The sequence below is a fragment of the Ferrimonas futtsuensis DSM 18154 genome, assembly GCF_000422645.1.
In the GTDB taxonomy this organism is placed as follows: domain Bacteria; phylum Pseudomonadota; class Gammaproteobacteria; order Enterobacterales; family Shewanellaceae; genus Ferrimonas; species Ferrimonas futtsuensis.
In genome coordinates, this window is record NZ_AUGL01000001.1 from 368,337 (window position 1) to 383,903 (window position 15,567).

A 15,567-nucleotide genomic window follows, 5' to 3' on the forward strand; every position below is an offset into this window, starting at 1 on the left:
GGGAAACAGACAGTGGAACACCACTGCAGGAGAATGATGATGAAAACCCACACCAAACTATTGGCGTCCCTTATCGCCGCAACTCTGCTGACCGCGTGCGGCAGCGACGACAACAACAACGATACCGTCCTTCCGGACCCCAATACGCCGCCGGTCGCGGTGGATCTGGATGCCACCACCACCAGCGCCACTGCCATCATGATTGATGCCCTGGCCTCCGCCAGCGACGCCGACGGTGACACCCTGACACTGAGCTCCGCCGTCGCCACCCACGGTAACGCCGAAGTGAAAGATGGCCAAATCCAGTACGACCCTGCCGGTTACGTCGGTGACGATGTCATCGACTACAAGGTCAGCGACGGCACTGATGAAACTGCCGCCAAGATCCTGGTGACCGTGACCAAAGAGGTGATTGAGCTGACCTATGTGGGCTCAGAGACCTGTGGTGGCTGCCACAGCGGCAAGTTCGAGAGCCACCAGAAGCATGGCCACAACTTCAAGATCTCCAAGATCGACGGCGAAATGCCCACCTTCCCTTACACCGATGTGACCGGAGCATTGGAAACGGTTCAAGATGGCGCTACCCCACGCAACACCCTGGGTGTGCCTGAGTCCTATCAGGATGTTACCTACACCACCGGCGGCTACTGGAAAAAGATCCGCTTCTTCGACAAGAACGGCCACATCGTCACCGGTGCCGACGTGCAGTACAACCTGTACGGCTCCGGCGACCAGCAACTCAGCGATTACAAGAACGCAGAGAAGTACGATGACCTGGTGTACAAGTGCGGTAACTGCCACAACACCGGCTGGAAGCCCTTTGATGAGACTCTGAACCCTCACCGTCAGGATGACCTGGCCGGCATGGGCGGTACCTTTGCCCTGGCCGCAGTACAGTGTGAGGCCTGCCACGGCGCCGGTTCCGAGCACGTCAAGGCACCTTCAGCGGAAAACATCACCAAGATCGCCAAGCCGCGCAGCTCCGAACTGCTGCAAAGCGACACCATGGGCTTCGGTGCCCCGGTGCATTGTGGTGAGTGTCACACCCGTGACGGTGACCGTAACCACGGCAATGGCTACGTGAACAAGTTCCACACCGCCTTCCCCGACAGCGATCTGCCAGAGACTGCCGGCCGCATCGACGCCTCTGGAGGCCTGACCAAGCACCACCAAACCTACGATGAGTTCCTCGGCATCGATCCGGAAACCGGCGAAGCCACCAACCCGCACTACCTGGCTGGCCTGGATTGCGTGAGCTGCCACGATCCGCACAAGTCCACCGTTAACAAGGGCGACTCTGGCGCCAAGCTGTCCGTCTGCTCCGACTGCCACGCCAACAAAGCGTTCAATGACGGCGCGGTCAGCCTGCACGCCAACTTTGCCTGCACCAGCTGCCACATGCCGGAAGTGGTGAAGAACGCCACCACTACGGTGACTAACGGCGGTGTGACTTTCGGCGACGAGATGACCCACGTGGTGACCATCGACCTGTTCAATGAGAAGCCCCAAATTACCGAAGACAACAAGATGAACCCCTTCCTGAAGGACGCCTGGGCCTGTGGTGAGTGCCACGCAGAAGGCAGCAAGCTGCAGAGCCTGAAGGACAACTTCGGAGGCAAGATTCACAAGTAAACACAGGTAATTTTTCCGACCTGAAATAACTCATCATTACTGTCGGAACCAAGCCGCCCTCTCGGGCGGCTTTTTTCGTTGCTGGGCGCTGAAGAAACCACCTTTGTGATCCCGACGTCACTTATGGCGCTGGAATTTTCTACAGCGAAACCCTAATATATTAGAATAATCTAATTCAAGGATGCCCGGATGAATCAGCAAGTACAACTGAGCCACTCCTCCAAGCTGGCCTACTTTCCCATCTCCTTCTTCGCCATGATCATGGGCATGAGCGGCCTGACCCTGGCCTGGGAGAAGGCCCATCACGTGTTGGCTGCCCCCGAGTGGGTGGGACAGATGCTGCTGGGTCTGACCCTGTGTCTGTTTACCGTCGTCTCCGGCAGCTACCTGATGAAACTGTTCACCCAGCGCCAGGCGGTACAGGCCGAACTGGACCATCCGGTAAAACTTAGCTTCTTCCCCACCATCTCCATCAGCCTGCTGCTGCTCAGCGCCGCCCTGCTGCCGGTCTCCAGGCCTTTGTCTCTGCTGTTGTGGGCCATCGGCACCGCTCTGCACCTGCTGTTCACCCTCTATGTGCTGACCCAGTGGATCCACCATCCCAAGTTTCAGATTGCCCACAGCACACCGGCCTGGTTTATCCCCATCGTCGGTAACGTTATCGTGCCCATCGCCGGTGTGGAGCACGGCTTCATGGAGATCAGCTGGTTCTTCTTCTCCATTGGCATTCTGTTCTGGCTGATCCTCAAGGCGCTGATTCTCAACCGGGTGATCTTCCACGACCCTCTGCCGGAGAAGCTGCTGCCCACCCTGTTCATCTTCATCGCCCCACCCGCGGTAGGCTTTGTCTCCTACACCAAGCTCACCGGCGGCCTGGACCCCATGGGCCAGATACTGTTTAACGTGGCCATGTTCCTGGTGTTGTTGCTGGTGACCCAGTTCCCCCGCTTCTCCAAGATCCGCTTCTACATCAGCTGGTGGGCCTACTCCTTTCCCCTGGCGGCCGCCTCGGTGGCCTCTCAGGTGATGTATACCGCCACGGGCAATGCGGTGTTCGGCTACCTGGCCTACGCCTTGCTGGCCCTGGTGAGCGGCGTGATCCTGCTGCTGTTGGCACGCACTCTGAAAGCGGTGCTCAACGACGAGATCTGCCAGCCTGAGGGATAATCACAGGCTAAAGATGGCCAGGCTCTGTGCCCGGCCAAACCTTATGCGTCACACTTAAAAAAACCTTGCCATGTGCCACGCGGCACACACATATCGCTGTAAGGCGATGTAAGATCGCTGGGGTATCGTCGCCCCTCTGGGTACACTTAGGCTCTGGAGAATTGTCGACTGAGTGGACCAAGGTGGCCAAAGCCAAAATTTTGATCGTCGAGGACGATGCTGAAATCGCCCGACTCACCGCCATGTACCTGCAGGCAGAACAGTACCAGACCCGGGTTGTAGACCGTGGGGACGATGCCCTGGACGCCATCCGCGAGTTTCAGCCTGACCTGGTGGTACTGGACCTGATGCTGCCGGGAATGAATGGCATCGATGTCTGCCGAGCCGCCAGGGAGTTCTTCCAGAGGCCCATCATGGTGCTGACCGCCTGTGACGATGAGTTCAGCGAGATCAGCCTGCTTAAAATCGGTGCCGACGACTACCTGACCAAACCGGTCAAACCCCACCTGCTCGCTGCCCGTATCGAGGCCCTGTTGCGGCGCTGGCAACCCCAGGGCCAGGAGTGTCTGGAGGTCGGCCCCATCACCATCAATCGCCGCCGTCAGAAAGTCAGCCTCAATCATGATGAGTTGGATCTGGCGGAGTCGGAATACAAAATGCTGTTGCTGCTCGCAGAGAGCGCCGGCCAGGTGGTGACCCGAGAAGAGTGCTGCCGTGCCCTGCGAGGCATCGACTACGATGGCTACGACCGCTCCGTAGACATGCGCATCTCCGGCCTGAGGAAGAAGCTGGGAGATGCCAAAGCCCCCTACCAGCGAATTCTGACGGTTCGCAACCGAGGCTACATGCTGGTCAATGAGTAAGCTTATTCCGCCACTGTTCACCCGCATCTATGTGGGTATGGTTCTGGCTCTGGTGGGCAGCGTCTTCCTGACCTCCAGCTTCAGTGACTCCTGGTATGAAGAGACCGAGGTTAAGGACTTCTATGCGGACACCTTCGCCATGGTCACCTTCTTCCGCAAGAGCTGGCAGATGCAGTCCATCTCCGCCGAAGAGTACATCGGTGCCATCGATCTGAGCATGTCTCCCTGGGATACCAGATGGATCGATGGAGTGAATACCCCTCCCTGTGATGACTGCAAGCTGATGGCCTCCTTCGATGACAGTGAGGTGTACCAGCTGGAGGAGTTTCGCTATCTCGCCACCTTCCCCATCCCTGAGCAAGGGGGGGTGTTGGTGATGTACGACAAGGATTTTGCAGTCTTTGAAAAAGACCTGAGAGGGATCCTCGAGCAGGATCCGGAAGCCGCCGGCTCACAACTGTTGTACGACTCGGAGTTTCGGGATCTGGACGAAGGCCTGCTGACCATTGTCGAGGAGGATCCCGACGTTGCCAGCACCCTGTTGCTGTTTGGCCTGATGCTGTCCGCCTTTGGCGCGGTGATCTACCTACCCGCCCGCCAGCTGCAACGGCAGATTCGACGCCTCAGTCACACTCAGGCCAAGTTTGGTCAGGGACAGTTGAACGCCAGGGCCGACGTGCCCCGCTCCGAGCCGGTTCGCCAACTGAGCAGCGGCTTCAACAAGATGGCGGATGCCATCTCCCGCTCCGTCGAGGAGAGCCGGGTGCTGGCTCAGGCGGTTCCCCATGAACTGCGCACCCCGCTAAGCCGAATTCAGCTGGCCAATGGCCTGCTGCGCAAACAGTGCGATAAGCCCGAACAGGTGGCGTTGCTGGATGACATCGACAACTACATCGAAGATATGGACCAGCTCACCCACCAGGTGCTCACCCTGTTCAGGCTGAACTCTCCGGACAAAGGCAGCTGCAGTCAACAGCCCGACGTAGAACTGGCAGAGATTCTGGATCAGCGGCTGAAGTGGTTCCAGCAGACCGGCTCTTTGCCGGTACGAGCCTATATCCCCAACCTCCCCGCCCTGGGAGTGAATCCCACCTGTTTCCGGCTGCTGCTGGATAACCTGATGAGCAACGCCCAACGCTACGGCCACAGCCAGGTTCGCCTCAGCGCCGAAACAACGGCTCAGGGCACCCAAGTCCATGTGGAGGAGGATGGCGAAGGGATCCCGGAAACAGATCGGGAACTCATCTTCATCCCCTTCTCCCGCCTGGACAGCAGCCGGACCCAGGCCACCGGTGGGCTCGGGCTCGGCCTGGCCATTGCCCAGGCTGCCGCTCACAGGATGGGGGCCCAGCTGTCCGTCAGTGACAGCGAACTGGGCGGCGCCAGGTTCACCATCGTTTTCAAGGAGCAAACCGGTGCTTAGACTCCTGGCCGTTCTGGTGTTGCTTTCAGCTTCCGTTCACGCCAACGATTTTGTCGACAACGGCTGGCTGGCGCCGGAGAACCTCCCTGACTATCTGAACCAATTCCAGAAACAACAACAGCAGGCACGGCTGGAGCTTGATGGGCAGCGATACCCCTTAGGGTTTCTGGATATGGACTTGGAGGAGCAGCGAGCCTATCTGAGTTTCGATCAGGGCGTTATCGTCGCCGAGCTGGGGGATGAATCCGACGGCGAGCGCGAGCTGGTGATCCTTCTGGGCAACCCGGACGACCTGGACGCCATGATGGAGGCGCCGGACAAAGTCCTGATCGATGAACAAGCGCAGCTGACCACAGAGGGGGACAACTCAGTCTTCAGGAGCCTCCTCGAAGATGAACAGAGCGGTGCACGCCAGCAGGCGCTGTTGGTGTTCAATGATTCTGTGTTTGAAGCGGGCAGCAGCAGCCTGAATGTGGTGGGACACCAAGCCATACTCAAAGGCGATTTGGGCACCAACGCCTACCTGCAACTGCGAACCCTGATACGTACCCACCCAGAGGTCACCGAGCTGGTATTTCAGGATGTGCCCGGCTCCCTGTTCGACGGCATCAACCTGCACAGCGGCCGGCTTGTCCGCCAGGCGGGGCTCACCACGGTAATGCCCTCAGACGGAGAAGCCTACTCCGGCGGGGTGGATCTCTTCCTGGCGGGGGCCAAACGTATCTATCAACCCGGTGGCAAGCTGGGGGTGCACTCCTGGTGCTGTAAAGAGGATAAAGGCGCCGACGAACTGCCGAAGAGCCATCCGGCCCATCATGCCCAACTGACCTTCGTCCGGGAGATGCTGGGGCCGGAGCTGGGCCCCGAATTCTACTTCTACACCTTGGAGGTGGCGCCCTTCGACGGCATTCACCTGATGAGCCACGACGAGATTCGCCACTACCTCAAGCCTCAACCTTTCTAGGGCGCCCGCTTCAATCCCAGGGAGAGCTTTGCCCCTCCCAGGGTTTTAGAACGACCGACGGTCAACCGGGTATCCATCCACTGAGCGATGCGGGCCACGATGGCCAGCCCCATGCCATGACCGGCGTTGCCCCGGCTCTGACGTCCGCGGACAAAGGGTTTGAGTACCTGCTCCGCCTCACTCTGTTCGATCCCCTCGCCATCATCCTCTACATGAAGCCAGACGCGATCCCCCTGGTGGACCAGAGACAGCTCGACCCGACTTTGACCGAACCTCAGGGCATTGCTCACCAGGTTGTTGATCTGCATCCCCAGGTACTGGGGATCCGCCATCACCCTTGGCAAGGCATCGTGGGCATGGAGTACCAGAGTCTGGCCCTCGTCCTGCTGATTCTCCAGGGTTCGGCCCACCAGCTCAGCGAGGTCCAGTGACTGCCAGTTTGGGGTAATGTTGGCTTCGTCCAGGCGGGCGTATTGCAACAGGATCGCCACCAATTCCTCCATGGCGTCCAGGTCCCGACAAAGCCGCTGCAGATAACGCTGGCGCTGGGCTTCACTGTTCACTTCGTCGAGGGCTTCGATGCCAAACCTCAGCCTGGCGATGGGAGTTTTCAGGTCGTGAGACACCGCCCGGCTCAGCAGCTTGTTGTCCTCCAGCAACTGCTGAATCCGCTCGGCCATATGATTGAACTCGTTCTCGATGGGGCGAATGTAGGAAACCCGCCCCGATCGTACCCGCTGCTCCAGCTGGCCCATCCCGAAAGCCTGGGCCACCCGGCTGAGGTTGATCAGGCTGCGGATCAGCGGCGACACCCAGACCAGCAGTATCAGCACCACCCCGGCGTAGAACATCACGGTGAAGAGCTGATTGATGCCGCTCCGCTGCTCAGGAAACTGCAAGCCGGTGCTGATGCTGAGCACCCTGTGAGTCAAAGGCAGATGGTAGTGGAGGGAGATCCCCTCTTCGGACTCCAGCACCAGGGGTTCACCGGCCAGGAATCCCGGCCGCAGGCTGGGGGGAAGCACAAAGGCGCGCAGATCGGACAGGGCCAGCTGTTCCGGATTATGCCGGTTCCAGCTGTGGATCAGCGGCTCGGACTCTCCTAGCTCCTCATCCAGAGTCCGCGCCAGGGATTCCCCCAGACGCTGCACCGCCGCCAGCTGAGTGGACGCATTGGGCTGACTCTCTTCCTGGGAGTAGACCGATGCCAGCTCACTGATGGACCAGCCGAGACCGGCAATGGCCACCAACACCACCAGCAGCAATGACAGGGTCAGGCGTTTCATCAGCCCTCCTGTTCCTGGCAAAACAGATACCCCTTGCCCCTGACCGTCTTGATCACATAAGGCTGAGTTGGCGCCTCCTGCAGCTTGCGCCTCAGCCTGGAGGCCCGAATGTCGATGGAGCGATCCAGGCCGTCATACTCGATGCCACGCAGGGTCTGGGTCAGCTCCTCCCGGGTGACCACGGTGCCCGCCCGATTGGCCAGCAGCCACAGCAGATCAAACTCGTTGTCGTTCAGCTCCACTTTCTGGCCGGACACCGTCACCGACTTGGCCACCGCGTCCATCTCCAGCTCACCAAAATGCAGCTGCTCCTTGGGCGGCGCATCCGCAGTACGGCGCAGCAGCGCCTTGATTCGGGCCAGCAGCACCTTGGGCCGTACCGGCTTGGTCAGGTAATCATCGGCCCCGACATCCAGGCCCATGATCTCGTCCCCCTCCTCGCTGCAGGCGGTCATAAACAATACCGGTCCCCGATAGAAGGCCCGGGCCTCGCGGCACACCTCGAAGCCGTCTTTGACCGGCATCATCACGTCGAGCAGCACCAGGTCCGGGCTCTCTTCGGCGATCATGGTCAGGGCAAAATCCCCCTGGCTGGCCACCGACACGCTGTAGCCGTGCTCAATCAGGTAATCGCTGATCCACTCCGCCAGGGACAGGTCATCCTCCACCACCAGAATATGCTTGTTGCTCATCAGAACAGTCTCCAGCCTGACCGGCTCTGTCTGGGCGCCTTGTAGACCCAGGTTACCTCCACCTTTACCTGCGCCAGGGGCACCGGTTCCCCCTCGCGAATCAGGCTGAATCGGGTGGTTTTGTCTCCCTCGAAACTGAACAGATAGTTCTGGCGACTGCGCCCGGTCCAGCACAGCAACTGCTGCCGGTCCCCCACCTGCATCAGGCAGTAGCGGCCGCTCTCCGGGGTCTGCCAGTTGAACTCCACGTCCTGATAGCACAGCTGCCCCTTGTGCAGGGCAATGCAGCGCTCAGGGGTGGCGGTAAACTGCACCGGGCTGTCCATGCCCAGGGCACTCAGGGGCATCAGCATCAGCGAACAGCAGAGGGTACGAATGGTCATCATCATCCCTCCTAAAACACGTAGCTGATGGACACGCTCGCCACGGAGCGATGATCTTCAGTGACGAAGGGGCTGTCACTCACCTCTCCAGGGAGAGACCAGAACCGATAGAAGCCACGGAACACCAGACTCTGGCTGATGGGGTAAGCCACCCCTAACTCCACGCCGAAAGAGAGCGATGCATCGGGCTGATACTCGGGAAACAGGGTGGTGGCCTCCTCCTTGCTCACCCCATACAGGTGGCGGTTGAGGGTGGCGGAGCTGTACTCCATGCTGCCCAGCATGTGAAAGTTCCAGTTCCTGACCTGCCAGGATTTACCCAGCCGCACCGAGCCATACACCCCCTGATCGTCGTAGTAATCATGGACCAGCCTCATCTGCAACACGTACTGGTTGTCCCAGTAGCGGGTGGCTCGCAGGCCGGCGCCGATGTAGAGGGAATCCTCTTCCGAGAGCAGATAATAGTTGCGCTCCATCTCATTGAGCTGGGAAGGGTCGACCCCCTCAATGCGGCTGATGGACCCAAGCAGGTTGGCCACCAGCAGATCCAGCGACCAGTTTTCCGAGTTCCAGAAGTTAAACCCCAGGTTGATGCCATCCTGAGACTGGTGGATCATCTCGGCGAACAGGCCACCATACTGATAGACGCCACTGATCAGCAGCGATGGCTGCAGGCTGTCGTCATCCTCGTAACGAAGATCGCCGCTGGAGCCCAGGTAGCTGACAGCCGCCCCCATCTCAAAGTAGCCGCCATCACCACTGTGGGCAGCACCACCACTGTGGGCAGCACCACCACTGACACTTTCAGCAATGTCTCCCGCCTGGGCGCCCCAGGAGAGCGCCATCAAGCCGACGGCCGTCCCCCGCAATGCTCTGTTCAGGTCCATATCTTCCTGCTGGTTTCTCTGATTGTTATGCCCCGGCCATCATTGCCGGTGGAACCGATTCGATGGCGACTATTCTACCCGCAAATCCGTGTCATCCCCATGCCAGGATACATTCGGATACAGAGTCTTGTTCCGCTGGTGGATAGAGTGACTCCCATCAAACAGACAAACACCAGAGGGAACACCATGAAACAGATTGCACTGCTCGTTACCGCCGCCCTGATCTCCGGCCAGGCCCTGGCAGAGGGCAACACCTACATCCGCAACGGTAACATCTACAGCCATGAGGGCAGCTACTTCGCCGGCGCCGGTGTGGTCACCGGCAGCAAGTTCTACAAAGGCCAGGACCACCAGAGCGGCGTCTATCTCAACGGCGGCTACCACGGTGAGGATTTCAACGCCGATCTGGGCGGCATCAACTACCGCTTCTACGGCGACAACAGCAGCCAGCTGAACTTCAGCGTGTTTGCCGTGGCCACACCTGGGGTCGACGCCGGGGATGCCGACATTTTAAAAGGGATGGAGGACAAAGACTGGGGAGCGGAGCTGGGCCTCAACGCCGATGTCCACTTCGCCCAGGGCACCTTGTCCACCAAGTTCCAGCACGACGTCACCGGCACTCACAAGGGGTATCAGGCCGATCTCACCTACTTCCATCCTTTGGCGCTGGGCTTCGGCGACTTGGTGCCCTTCGCCGGCGTGCACTACGCCAGTAAGGACTACGTCAACTACTACACCGGGGTAAAAGCCTCCGAAGCGACGCCAGGGCGTCGCGCCTACAAGGCCGACGGCGAATTCAGCTACCACGCCGGTTACCAGCTGGTGGTGCCCGTCAGCCAGCACCTGGACATCGTCCACGGCGCCGCCTACACCCGCCTGGGCAATGAGTTTGGCGACTCTCCCCTGGTGGACAGCAAAAACCAGTGGGTGACCACCCTGGGCATGACCTACACCTTCTAACCCTGAGGAGAGAACCATGAGACGCCTTATGCAACTGATGGGCTGCCTGAGTCTGGCCCTGCTGGTGAGCGCCTGCGCCACCTCCTATGACACCGAGAAATCCTTCTGGACCTTCGGCGAAGGGTTTGACACGGTGCAGATCGCCCCGGACAGCTGGCAGATCAGCTTCGTGGGCAACAACGCCACCGACCGGGCGCTGGCGCGCAAGTACGTACTCTACAAATCTGCCGAGTTGTGCCGCAATGCGGGCTACCCCTACTTTATGTTCACCAGCGAGCGGGTGGACCGGGACTCCGTCGGCCAGTTCGGAGTGGGCACCGACATCGACAAGGACTTCCTCATCGGCAGCAGCAGCATCGAGAAGCAGACCTCGCTGATTGTGGAGGTGACCGGCCTCAAGGAGCAGGCTGAACAGGGCGACGCCAGGGTCTACTCCACCGATTACATCCTCGGCCACATCAAGATCGACGACTGACCCCTCTGATGTCAGGCCGCCTTCGGGCGGCTTGTGTCGTTAAACAGCCCCGCATTCTCAACCTCTTACAGGCCCCGGGGCTCCATCAGGAGGCGTTCCGGCCCCTTCAAGCCGCTTCAGTCCCCAAACCGCAGTTTGGGACACGTTCTTCCTCCGAGCCCGGGATACTCTTCCATCAAACCCCAATCGAGTCATCGCCATGCAGGCACTTGTCGCCGTCAATCTGCTGTTTGCCCTGGCTCTGGGCTTCTTTCTGCTGTTGCCGGTCACCTCCAACTGGGCCTGGCTGGGACTGATTGTCGGCTGGTGTGTCGCCGAAGGCTGGCTGACGAAAGACGCCAACCTGAAGTGGTGGCACTTTGGCTTGTTGTTTCTGGTACTGGGCGCACTGGAGTGGTTCCTGGTGCTGCATTTTGGAGGCCAATGATGTTCTGGAAAATCGTCGGTACACTGTTGCTGCTGTGGGCGGGCTGGGATCTGGCCCAGGGGTACACCTACCTGTTTGACCGGGTCTATCGGGAAGCGGAGCCCCTGCTCTACTGGAGCGCCATTGCCGCCTGGACCGCATTGGGATTCAGCTGTTTCTTCAGCTGGCACAGACACTGATCTTGAACCTTTGAGGAGGGAGACTCTCTATGACCAACCAAGCTCTGGGACTGACGCTATTTACCCTATTGCTTTCCCTGCCGGCCAAGTCGGCGGATCTGACCATCTCCGTCGAATCGATCCGCAACCAGCAGGGTGCCCTGCTGCTGGCGCTGTTCGACAACCCGAAAGCCTACGACAGCCTGGATGAGCATAGCGCGGTGGCCAGCCTGGCGCTCAGACCCATGGCCGGCGGCAACACAGTGACCTTGAGGGATCTGCCCCCGGGGGAGTATGTAATTACCGCCCTGCACGATGAAAACCGCAACGAGCAGCTGGACACCAACAAGCGCGGGTTCCCCGTTGAGGGCTATGGCTACTCCCGCAATGCCGGTGCCCTGAAGACGCCCAAATTTTCTGAGGCAGTGTTCTCCCTGACTCCGGGCAATGCCACTCAGTCCATTAAGCTCATCTACATCAAATAGGAATGCGCCATGGAAAGCCTGTGGGAACGGACCTTCAACAGCTGGGTATTCTATGAGTGGGAACTGATCGCGGAAGACTGGTTCTTTCTGTTCGCCATGATGTTCTTCGGTTTTGAACTGATTGTGCTGACCATCAGGGGCAGGATGAGCTGGAACCTGGCGCTGGACTCGGTCACCAACTTTGTCACCCTTCTGGCCCACCTGGGGCTGGTGACCCTGTTTGCCACCCTCTATCTGTGGAGTTTCTACTGGGCCTGGGAACTTGCGCCGATGCCGTTGCCCAACACCCTGACCACCCTGGCGCTGTGCATCCTGGCCTGTGACCTGGCCTACTACTGGGAGCACAGGATGGCCCATCAGATCGGTGTCGGCTGGGCCACCCATACCGTTCACCACAGCTCGCCCCACTTCAATATCTCGGTGGCCTATCGCCATGGTCCCCTGGACGCCATCTTCGGCCTGCCCTTCCTGCTGGTGGTGGTGCTTCTGGGGTTTGACCCTTTGATGGTGCTGCTGTCCGCAGCCCTGGTGCAGCTGTACCAGACGGCGCTGCACACCGAGTCCATTGGCCGGCTGCCCCGAGTCATCGAAGCGGTGCTCAACACCCCCTCCCATCACAGGGTGCACCATGGCTCCAACCCCCAGTACATCGATAAGAATTACGCCGGCATCCTGATCATCTGGGACAAGCTGTTCGGCACCTTCGCCCGGGAGCAGGAGAAAGTGGTCTATGGTGTGCTGCCGCCCATCGGCTCCAACAACCCCCTGGTGGTGCTGTTTCATGGGTTCAGCCGGCTGGGACAAAAGGTTGGCAAAGCCCAAGGCCTGGGCAATAAGCTGGCCTGCCTGGTGCGAGGGCCAGGCTGGCAACCCAAAACCCACCCTTAGAGAAGACGCCCGGTTGAGGGCGTCCATCCTCTCATTTGGGCAACACAGAGCCGTGCTTCCATAATCTCCCCAGTTGAACCATGGGTGACAACAAGGCCGCTGCAGAGCTCTCTCCGGATGAGCAGTTCAACTTGAACCTTTGATGCTCACCACCTCCCCCCTGTTTACGATGAGGCCAGGCCTGATTTTCGGCCTAACCCTCTGATCATCACCTACACTTTTGTTATGACGAGGGGCAACTAGTGCGCCCTCGGACTGACAACGAACGACGCACCAAGCAGCCCCATCTCCCCCGTAATCGGCCTGTTGGCACAGCCAGTCTCCAGATCGGATGGGCAGGGGGCGGCTGCCACCAATGACAGTGGAGAGGGATAGAGGAGCTGTGGATGAGTCGATCATTGGCCACCGGCGAACATCGCGACACATTGAGCACCCGACGCCTTGGCGCAGGGTGGCGTGCTGCGGCATTTGCCCTGCTGTGGTGGATGCTCAGTGACGGCGCAATGGCTTCCTGGTGGGTGGGTGTTCCGGCCGTGCTGTTGGCGACTCTGACCAGCATGAAGCTGGTGGCCCCCTTTGGCGTTTCTCCGATGGGGTTTGCCCGGTTCATTCCGCACTTTATCTGGTACTCGCTGCGAGGCGGGATTGATGTCGCCTGGCGTGTGTTCCACCCTCAGCGCCCCATCGCGCCAGCCCTCATCGACTTTCCCCTGCGACTGCCGTCGGATATGGCCAGGGTGTTTATGGCCAACACCGTCAGCCTGCTCCCCGGCACCCTGAGCGCCGAACTGGGGTCAAGGTGGCTGAGGGTGCATGTGCTTGACGGACGTAAGACGGTCATACCGGAATTACTGGAGCTGGAGAGAATCATCGCTCAGGTGTTTGGCATCGCACTGCCGCCAGCCGATGGGAGCGGCGGATCGCGCTGAATCGCCGTATGGCCGACCAACCTGAGCCCCAAAGCAAAACCGTCACCCGGCTCTAATCAGGCTTTTAGGAGAAGGGAATCCACATGCAAACCCTGCAGTTCTTATTGGCGTTGTTCCTGTTGCTGAATCTGGTCGCCGGTATGTGGCGGGTACTGAGGGGGCCGACTGCGGCGGATCGCATGCTGTCTGCCCAACTGTTCGGCACCACCTCGGTGGCCACCTTACTGCTGCTGGCCCAGGCCACCGGCCAGTCAGCCCTGCGGGATGTGGCCCTGGTGTTCGCCCTGTTGGCGGCGGTGACTGCGGTGGCCTTTGTTCGCCGGGCCTGGCCCGACGAGGAGAAAGATGATGACGACGGTTAACGCCCTCTCGATGATCCTACTCATCTCAGGGAGCCTGTTCTTCCTGGCCGGCACTCTGGGGCTGCTGCGCTTTCCCGACGTCTACACCCGGCTGCATGCCTTGACCAAGGCTGACAACCTGGGGCTGGGGCTGATTGTGGCAGGGCTGGCGCTGGAGGCCCAAGGCTGGCTTACCGCCATCAAGCTGCTGCTGATCTGGGGGCTGGTGATACTCGCCAGCGCCAGCATCGCCCACCTGATTGCCCGAGGCGCTCTGTTGCGGGGTATCAAGATATGGAAGGAGTGACCACCCTCTACTGGCTGCTGGACGGATTGCTGGGCACGGGATTATTCTGCCTGGCCTGGCAGGCGCTCATCAGCCAGGACCTGTTCAGGGCGATAGTGCTGTACATCAACTTTGGCTTGCTGATGGCCTTGGCCTGGGTACGGCTCAGCGCCGTAGACATCGCCCTGGCGGAAGCGGCCATCGGAGCGGGGCTCACCGGCGCACTGCTGTTGGCGGCCCTGGCACGACTGAAGGCCGATGACGGGGGCAGCTCTACAGCCGGTGACAAGGCATCAGGTTCGCGCCCCAGAGAACAGGAGCGATGAGATGATCAGCGAAAACTGGGTTCGATGGCCACTGTTGCTGATGCTCTTCTGCGGGATCGGCTATGCGGTGGTGATCACCCCTGAGCCGACAGAGCCGTTGCCCCCTGTTGTGGCCAGTCACATGAGCGCCAGCGGTGTCACCAATCCGGTGACGGCGGTACTGCTCAACTTTCGTGGCTACGACACCCTGCTGGAGCTGGCAGTTCTGCTGGTGGCCCTGCTCGGTGTCTGGTCACTGGGTGGCCAGACAGAGTACCGAGCCTCCGCACCCGGCCTGGTGCTTGAGATGATGTCACGGCAGCTGGTTCCGGTACTGCTGCTGGTGGCGGGCTACCTGTTGTGGGCTGGCGCATCCTCCCCCGGTGGCGCATTTCAGGCGGGCTCATTGCTCGGAGCGGCGGGGGTGCTGCTGCTGTTGTGTGGATGGCGATTGGACACCCGCTTCCTGGCTCTGCCGATAAGGCTGACGGTGGTGGCCGGCCTGGGGGTGTTTATCCTGGCAGGAACGGCCCTGTTGCTGGACAGAGGGTTTCTGCACTTTCCCCCCACCTTCGCCTCCAAACTGATACTGATGATCGAGGCGGCCGCCACCCTCTCCATTGGTGTCACTTTGGCCGCCCTGTTTCTTGGCAATTCACCCACGGGGAGGCCCGGATGAACCACATCTACCTCTACGCCCTGCTTGGTGTTGCCCTGTTTGTACTGGGGCTCAACACCCTGATGGTGCACCGCCACCTGCTGAGAAAGATACTCGCCCTCAATGTAATGTGCAGCGGGGTGTTTCTGACCCTGGTGGCCCTGGCGTTTCGCAACCCGCAGCTGCCGCCCGATCCTGTCCCCCACGCCATGGTGATCACCGGCATCGTGGTTACCGTATCGGCGACCGCCCTGGCGCTGCGCCTGATGCTCAAGGTGTTTATGGCCACCGGAAAGAGTGAGCTTATCGACCACCTGGGGAAATCACGCCGCCGAGGCCCATAAGCTGAGATGAAAAG

21 protein-coding genes are annotated in these 15,567 nt (G+C 60.0%); 17 read left to right on the forward strand and 4 right to left on the reverse strand.

The window, feature by feature from the left end; genetic code table 11:
- Nucleotides 1–39: 39 nt before the first annotated feature.
- The 5 genes from G505_RS0101775 (at nucleotide 40) to G505_RS20260 (ending at nucleotide 6,049) form a co-directional block, all read left to right on the forward strand.
- Complete coding sequence (locus G505_RS0101775) at nucleotides 40–1,632, forward strand: Ig-like domain-containing protein (RefSeq protein WP_051215790.1); 1,593 nt, start codon at nucleotides 40–42, stop codon at nucleotides 1,630–1,632.
- Between the two features lie 189 nt (nucleotides 1,633–1,821).
- On the forward strand, nucleotides 1,822–2,799 hold the full coding sequence (locus tag G505_RS0101780; protein WP_028108022.1) for an SLAC1 anion channel family protein: 978 nt from the start codon (nucleotides 1,822–1,824) through the stop codon (nucleotides 2,797–2,799).
- 161 nt (nucleotides 2,800–2,960) lie between these two features.
- Entirely contained in the window at nucleotides 2,961–3,662 is a 702-nt protein-coding gene (locus G505_RS0101785) for a response regulator transcription factor (protein ID WP_245568316.1), read from the forward strand.
- Nucleotides 3,655–5,085, forward strand: a complete 1,431-nt coding sequence (locus tag G505_RS22245) for an ATP-binding protein (RefSeq protein ID WP_051215791.1) — start codon at nucleotides 3,655–3,657, stop codon at nucleotides 5,083–5,085. Before G505_RS0101785 ends, G505_RS22245 begins: the two co-directional genes overlap by 8 nt.
- Entirely contained in the window at nucleotides 5,078–6,049 is a 972-nt protein-coding gene (locus G505_RS20260; protein WP_051215792.1) for a hypothetical protein, read from the forward strand. The genes G505_RS22245 and G505_RS20260 overlap by 8 nt, the downstream gene beginning before the upstream one ends.
- Here the strand turns inward: G505_RS20260 and G505_RS0101800 are convergent.
- From G505_RS0101800 to G505_RS0101815, 4 genes are read right to left on the reverse strand one after another with little or no spacing between them, the layout of a single operon-like run.
- Nucleotides 6,046–7,335, reverse strand: coding sequence for an ATP-binding protein (locus G505_RS0101800; protein ID WP_028108024.1), 1,290 nt, complete (start codon nucleotides 7,333–7,335; stop codon nucleotides 6,046–6,048). The genes G505_RS20260 and G505_RS0101800 overlap by 4 nt on opposite strands.
- The gene (locus G505_RS0101805; RefSeq protein ID WP_157508972.1) at nucleotides 7,335–8,030 is read right to left on the reverse strand and encodes a response regulator; all 696 of its coding nucleotides are present in this window, start codon (nucleotides 8,028–8,030) and stop codon (nucleotides 7,335–7,337) included. Before G505_RS0101805 ends, G505_RS0101800 begins: the two co-directional genes overlap by 1 nt.
- On the reverse strand, nucleotides 8,027–8,410 hold the full coding sequence (locus G505_RS0101810) for a DUF3019 domain-containing protein (RefSeq protein ID WP_028108026.1): 384 nt from the start codon (nucleotides 8,408–8,410) through the stop codon (nucleotides 8,027–8,029). Before G505_RS0101810 ends, G505_RS0101805 begins: the two co-directional genes overlap by 4 nt.
- 11 nt (nucleotides 8,411–8,421) lie before the next feature.
- Nucleotides 8,422–9,297, reverse strand: coding sequence for a MipA/OmpV family protein (locus tag G505_RS0101815; protein WP_028108027.1), 876 nt, complete (start codon nucleotides 9,295–9,297; stop codon nucleotides 8,422–8,424).
- Nucleotides 9,298–9,483: 186 nt separating this feature from the next.
- Between G505_RS0101815 and G505_RS0101820 the strand changes: the two genes are divergently transcribed.
- The 12 genes from G505_RS0101820 (at nucleotide 9,484) to G505_RS0101875 (ending at nucleotide 15,553) form a co-directional block, all read left to right on the forward strand.
- Complete coding sequence (locus G505_RS0101820) at nucleotides 9,484–10,257, forward strand: MipA/OmpV family protein (RefSeq protein ID WP_028108028.1); 774 nt, start codon at nucleotides 9,484–9,486, stop codon at nucleotides 10,255–10,257.
- A gap of 16 nt (nucleotides 10,258–10,273) precedes the next feature.
- Nucleotides 10,274–10,732 (forward strand): CC0125/CC1285 family lipoprotein, encoded by a 459-nt coding sequence (locus G505_RS0101825; protein WP_028108029.1) that lies wholly within the window; start codon nucleotides 10,274–10,276, stop codon nucleotides 10,730–10,732.
- A gap of 199 nt (nucleotides 10,733–10,931) precedes the next feature.
- Nucleotides 10,932–11,159 (forward strand): hypothetical protein, encoded by a 228-nt coding sequence (locus G505_RS0101830; protein ID WP_028108030.1) that lies wholly within the window; start codon nucleotides 10,932–10,934, stop codon nucleotides 11,157–11,159.
- Nucleotides 11,156–11,338, forward strand: a complete 183-nt coding sequence (locus G505_RS0101835) for a hypothetical protein (protein WP_028108031.1) — start codon at nucleotides 11,156–11,158, stop codon at nucleotides 11,336–11,338. Before G505_RS0101830 ends, G505_RS0101835 begins: the two co-directional genes overlap by 4 nt.
- Before the next feature lie 29 nt (nucleotides 11,339–11,367).
- A complete protein-coding gene (locus tag G505_RS20265; RefSeq protein ID WP_035384952.1) occupies nucleotides 11,368–11,802 on the forward strand; it encodes a DUF2141 domain-containing protein in 435 nt (144 codons plus the stop codon).
- A gap of 9 nt (nucleotides 11,803–11,811) precedes the next feature.
- A complete protein-coding gene (locus G505_RS0101845) occupies nucleotides 11,812–12,690 on the forward strand; it encodes a sterol desaturase family protein (protein WP_028108032.1) in 879 nt (292 codons plus the stop codon).
- Between the two features lie 386 nt (nucleotides 12,691–13,076).
- Nucleotides 13,077–13,619, forward strand: coding sequence for a Na+/H+ antiporter subunit E (locus G505_RS0101850; protein ID WP_028108033.1), 543 nt, complete (start codon nucleotides 13,077–13,079; stop codon nucleotides 13,617–13,619).
- Nucleotides 13,620–13,702: 83 nt separating this feature from the next.
- Nucleotides 13,703–13,981: an MrpF/PhaF family protein gene (locus G505_RS0101855; protein ID WP_035384953.1), complete on the forward strand. Its 279-nt coding sequence runs from the start codon at nucleotides 13,703–13,705 to the stop codon at nucleotides 13,979–13,981.
- Complete coding sequence (gene mnhG, locus G505_RS0101860; RefSeq protein ID WP_245568318.1) at nucleotides 13,965–14,267, forward strand: monovalent cation/H(+) antiporter subunit G; 303 nt, start codon at nucleotides 13,965–13,967, stop codon at nucleotides 14,265–14,267. The genes G505_RS0101855 and mnhG overlap by 17 nt, the downstream gene beginning before the upstream one ends.
- Nucleotides 14,255–14,572 (forward strand): Na(+)/H(+) antiporter subunit B, encoded by a 318-nt coding sequence (locus G505_RS22960; protein WP_051215793.1) that lies wholly within the window; start codon nucleotides 14,255–14,257, stop codon nucleotides 14,570–14,572. The genes mnhG and G505_RS22960 overlap by 13 nt, the downstream gene beginning before the upstream one ends.
- A 1-nt stretch (nucleotide 14,573) precedes the next feature.
- The gene (gene mbhE, locus G505_RS0101870) at nucleotides 14,574–15,230 is read left to right on the forward strand and encodes a hydrogen gas-evolving membrane-bound hydrogenase subunit E (RefSeq protein ID WP_028108036.1); all 657 of its coding nucleotides are present in this window, start codon (nucleotides 14,574–14,576) and stop codon (nucleotides 15,228–15,230) included.
- Nucleotides 15,227–15,553, forward strand: a complete 327-nt coding sequence (locus tag G505_RS0101875; RefSeq protein ID WP_028108037.1) for an NADH-quinone oxidoreductase subunit K — start codon at nucleotides 15,227–15,229, stop codon at nucleotides 15,551–15,553. Before mbhE ends, G505_RS0101875 begins: the two co-directional genes overlap by 4 nt.
- Nucleotides 15,554–15,567 lie beyond the last annotated feature (14 nt).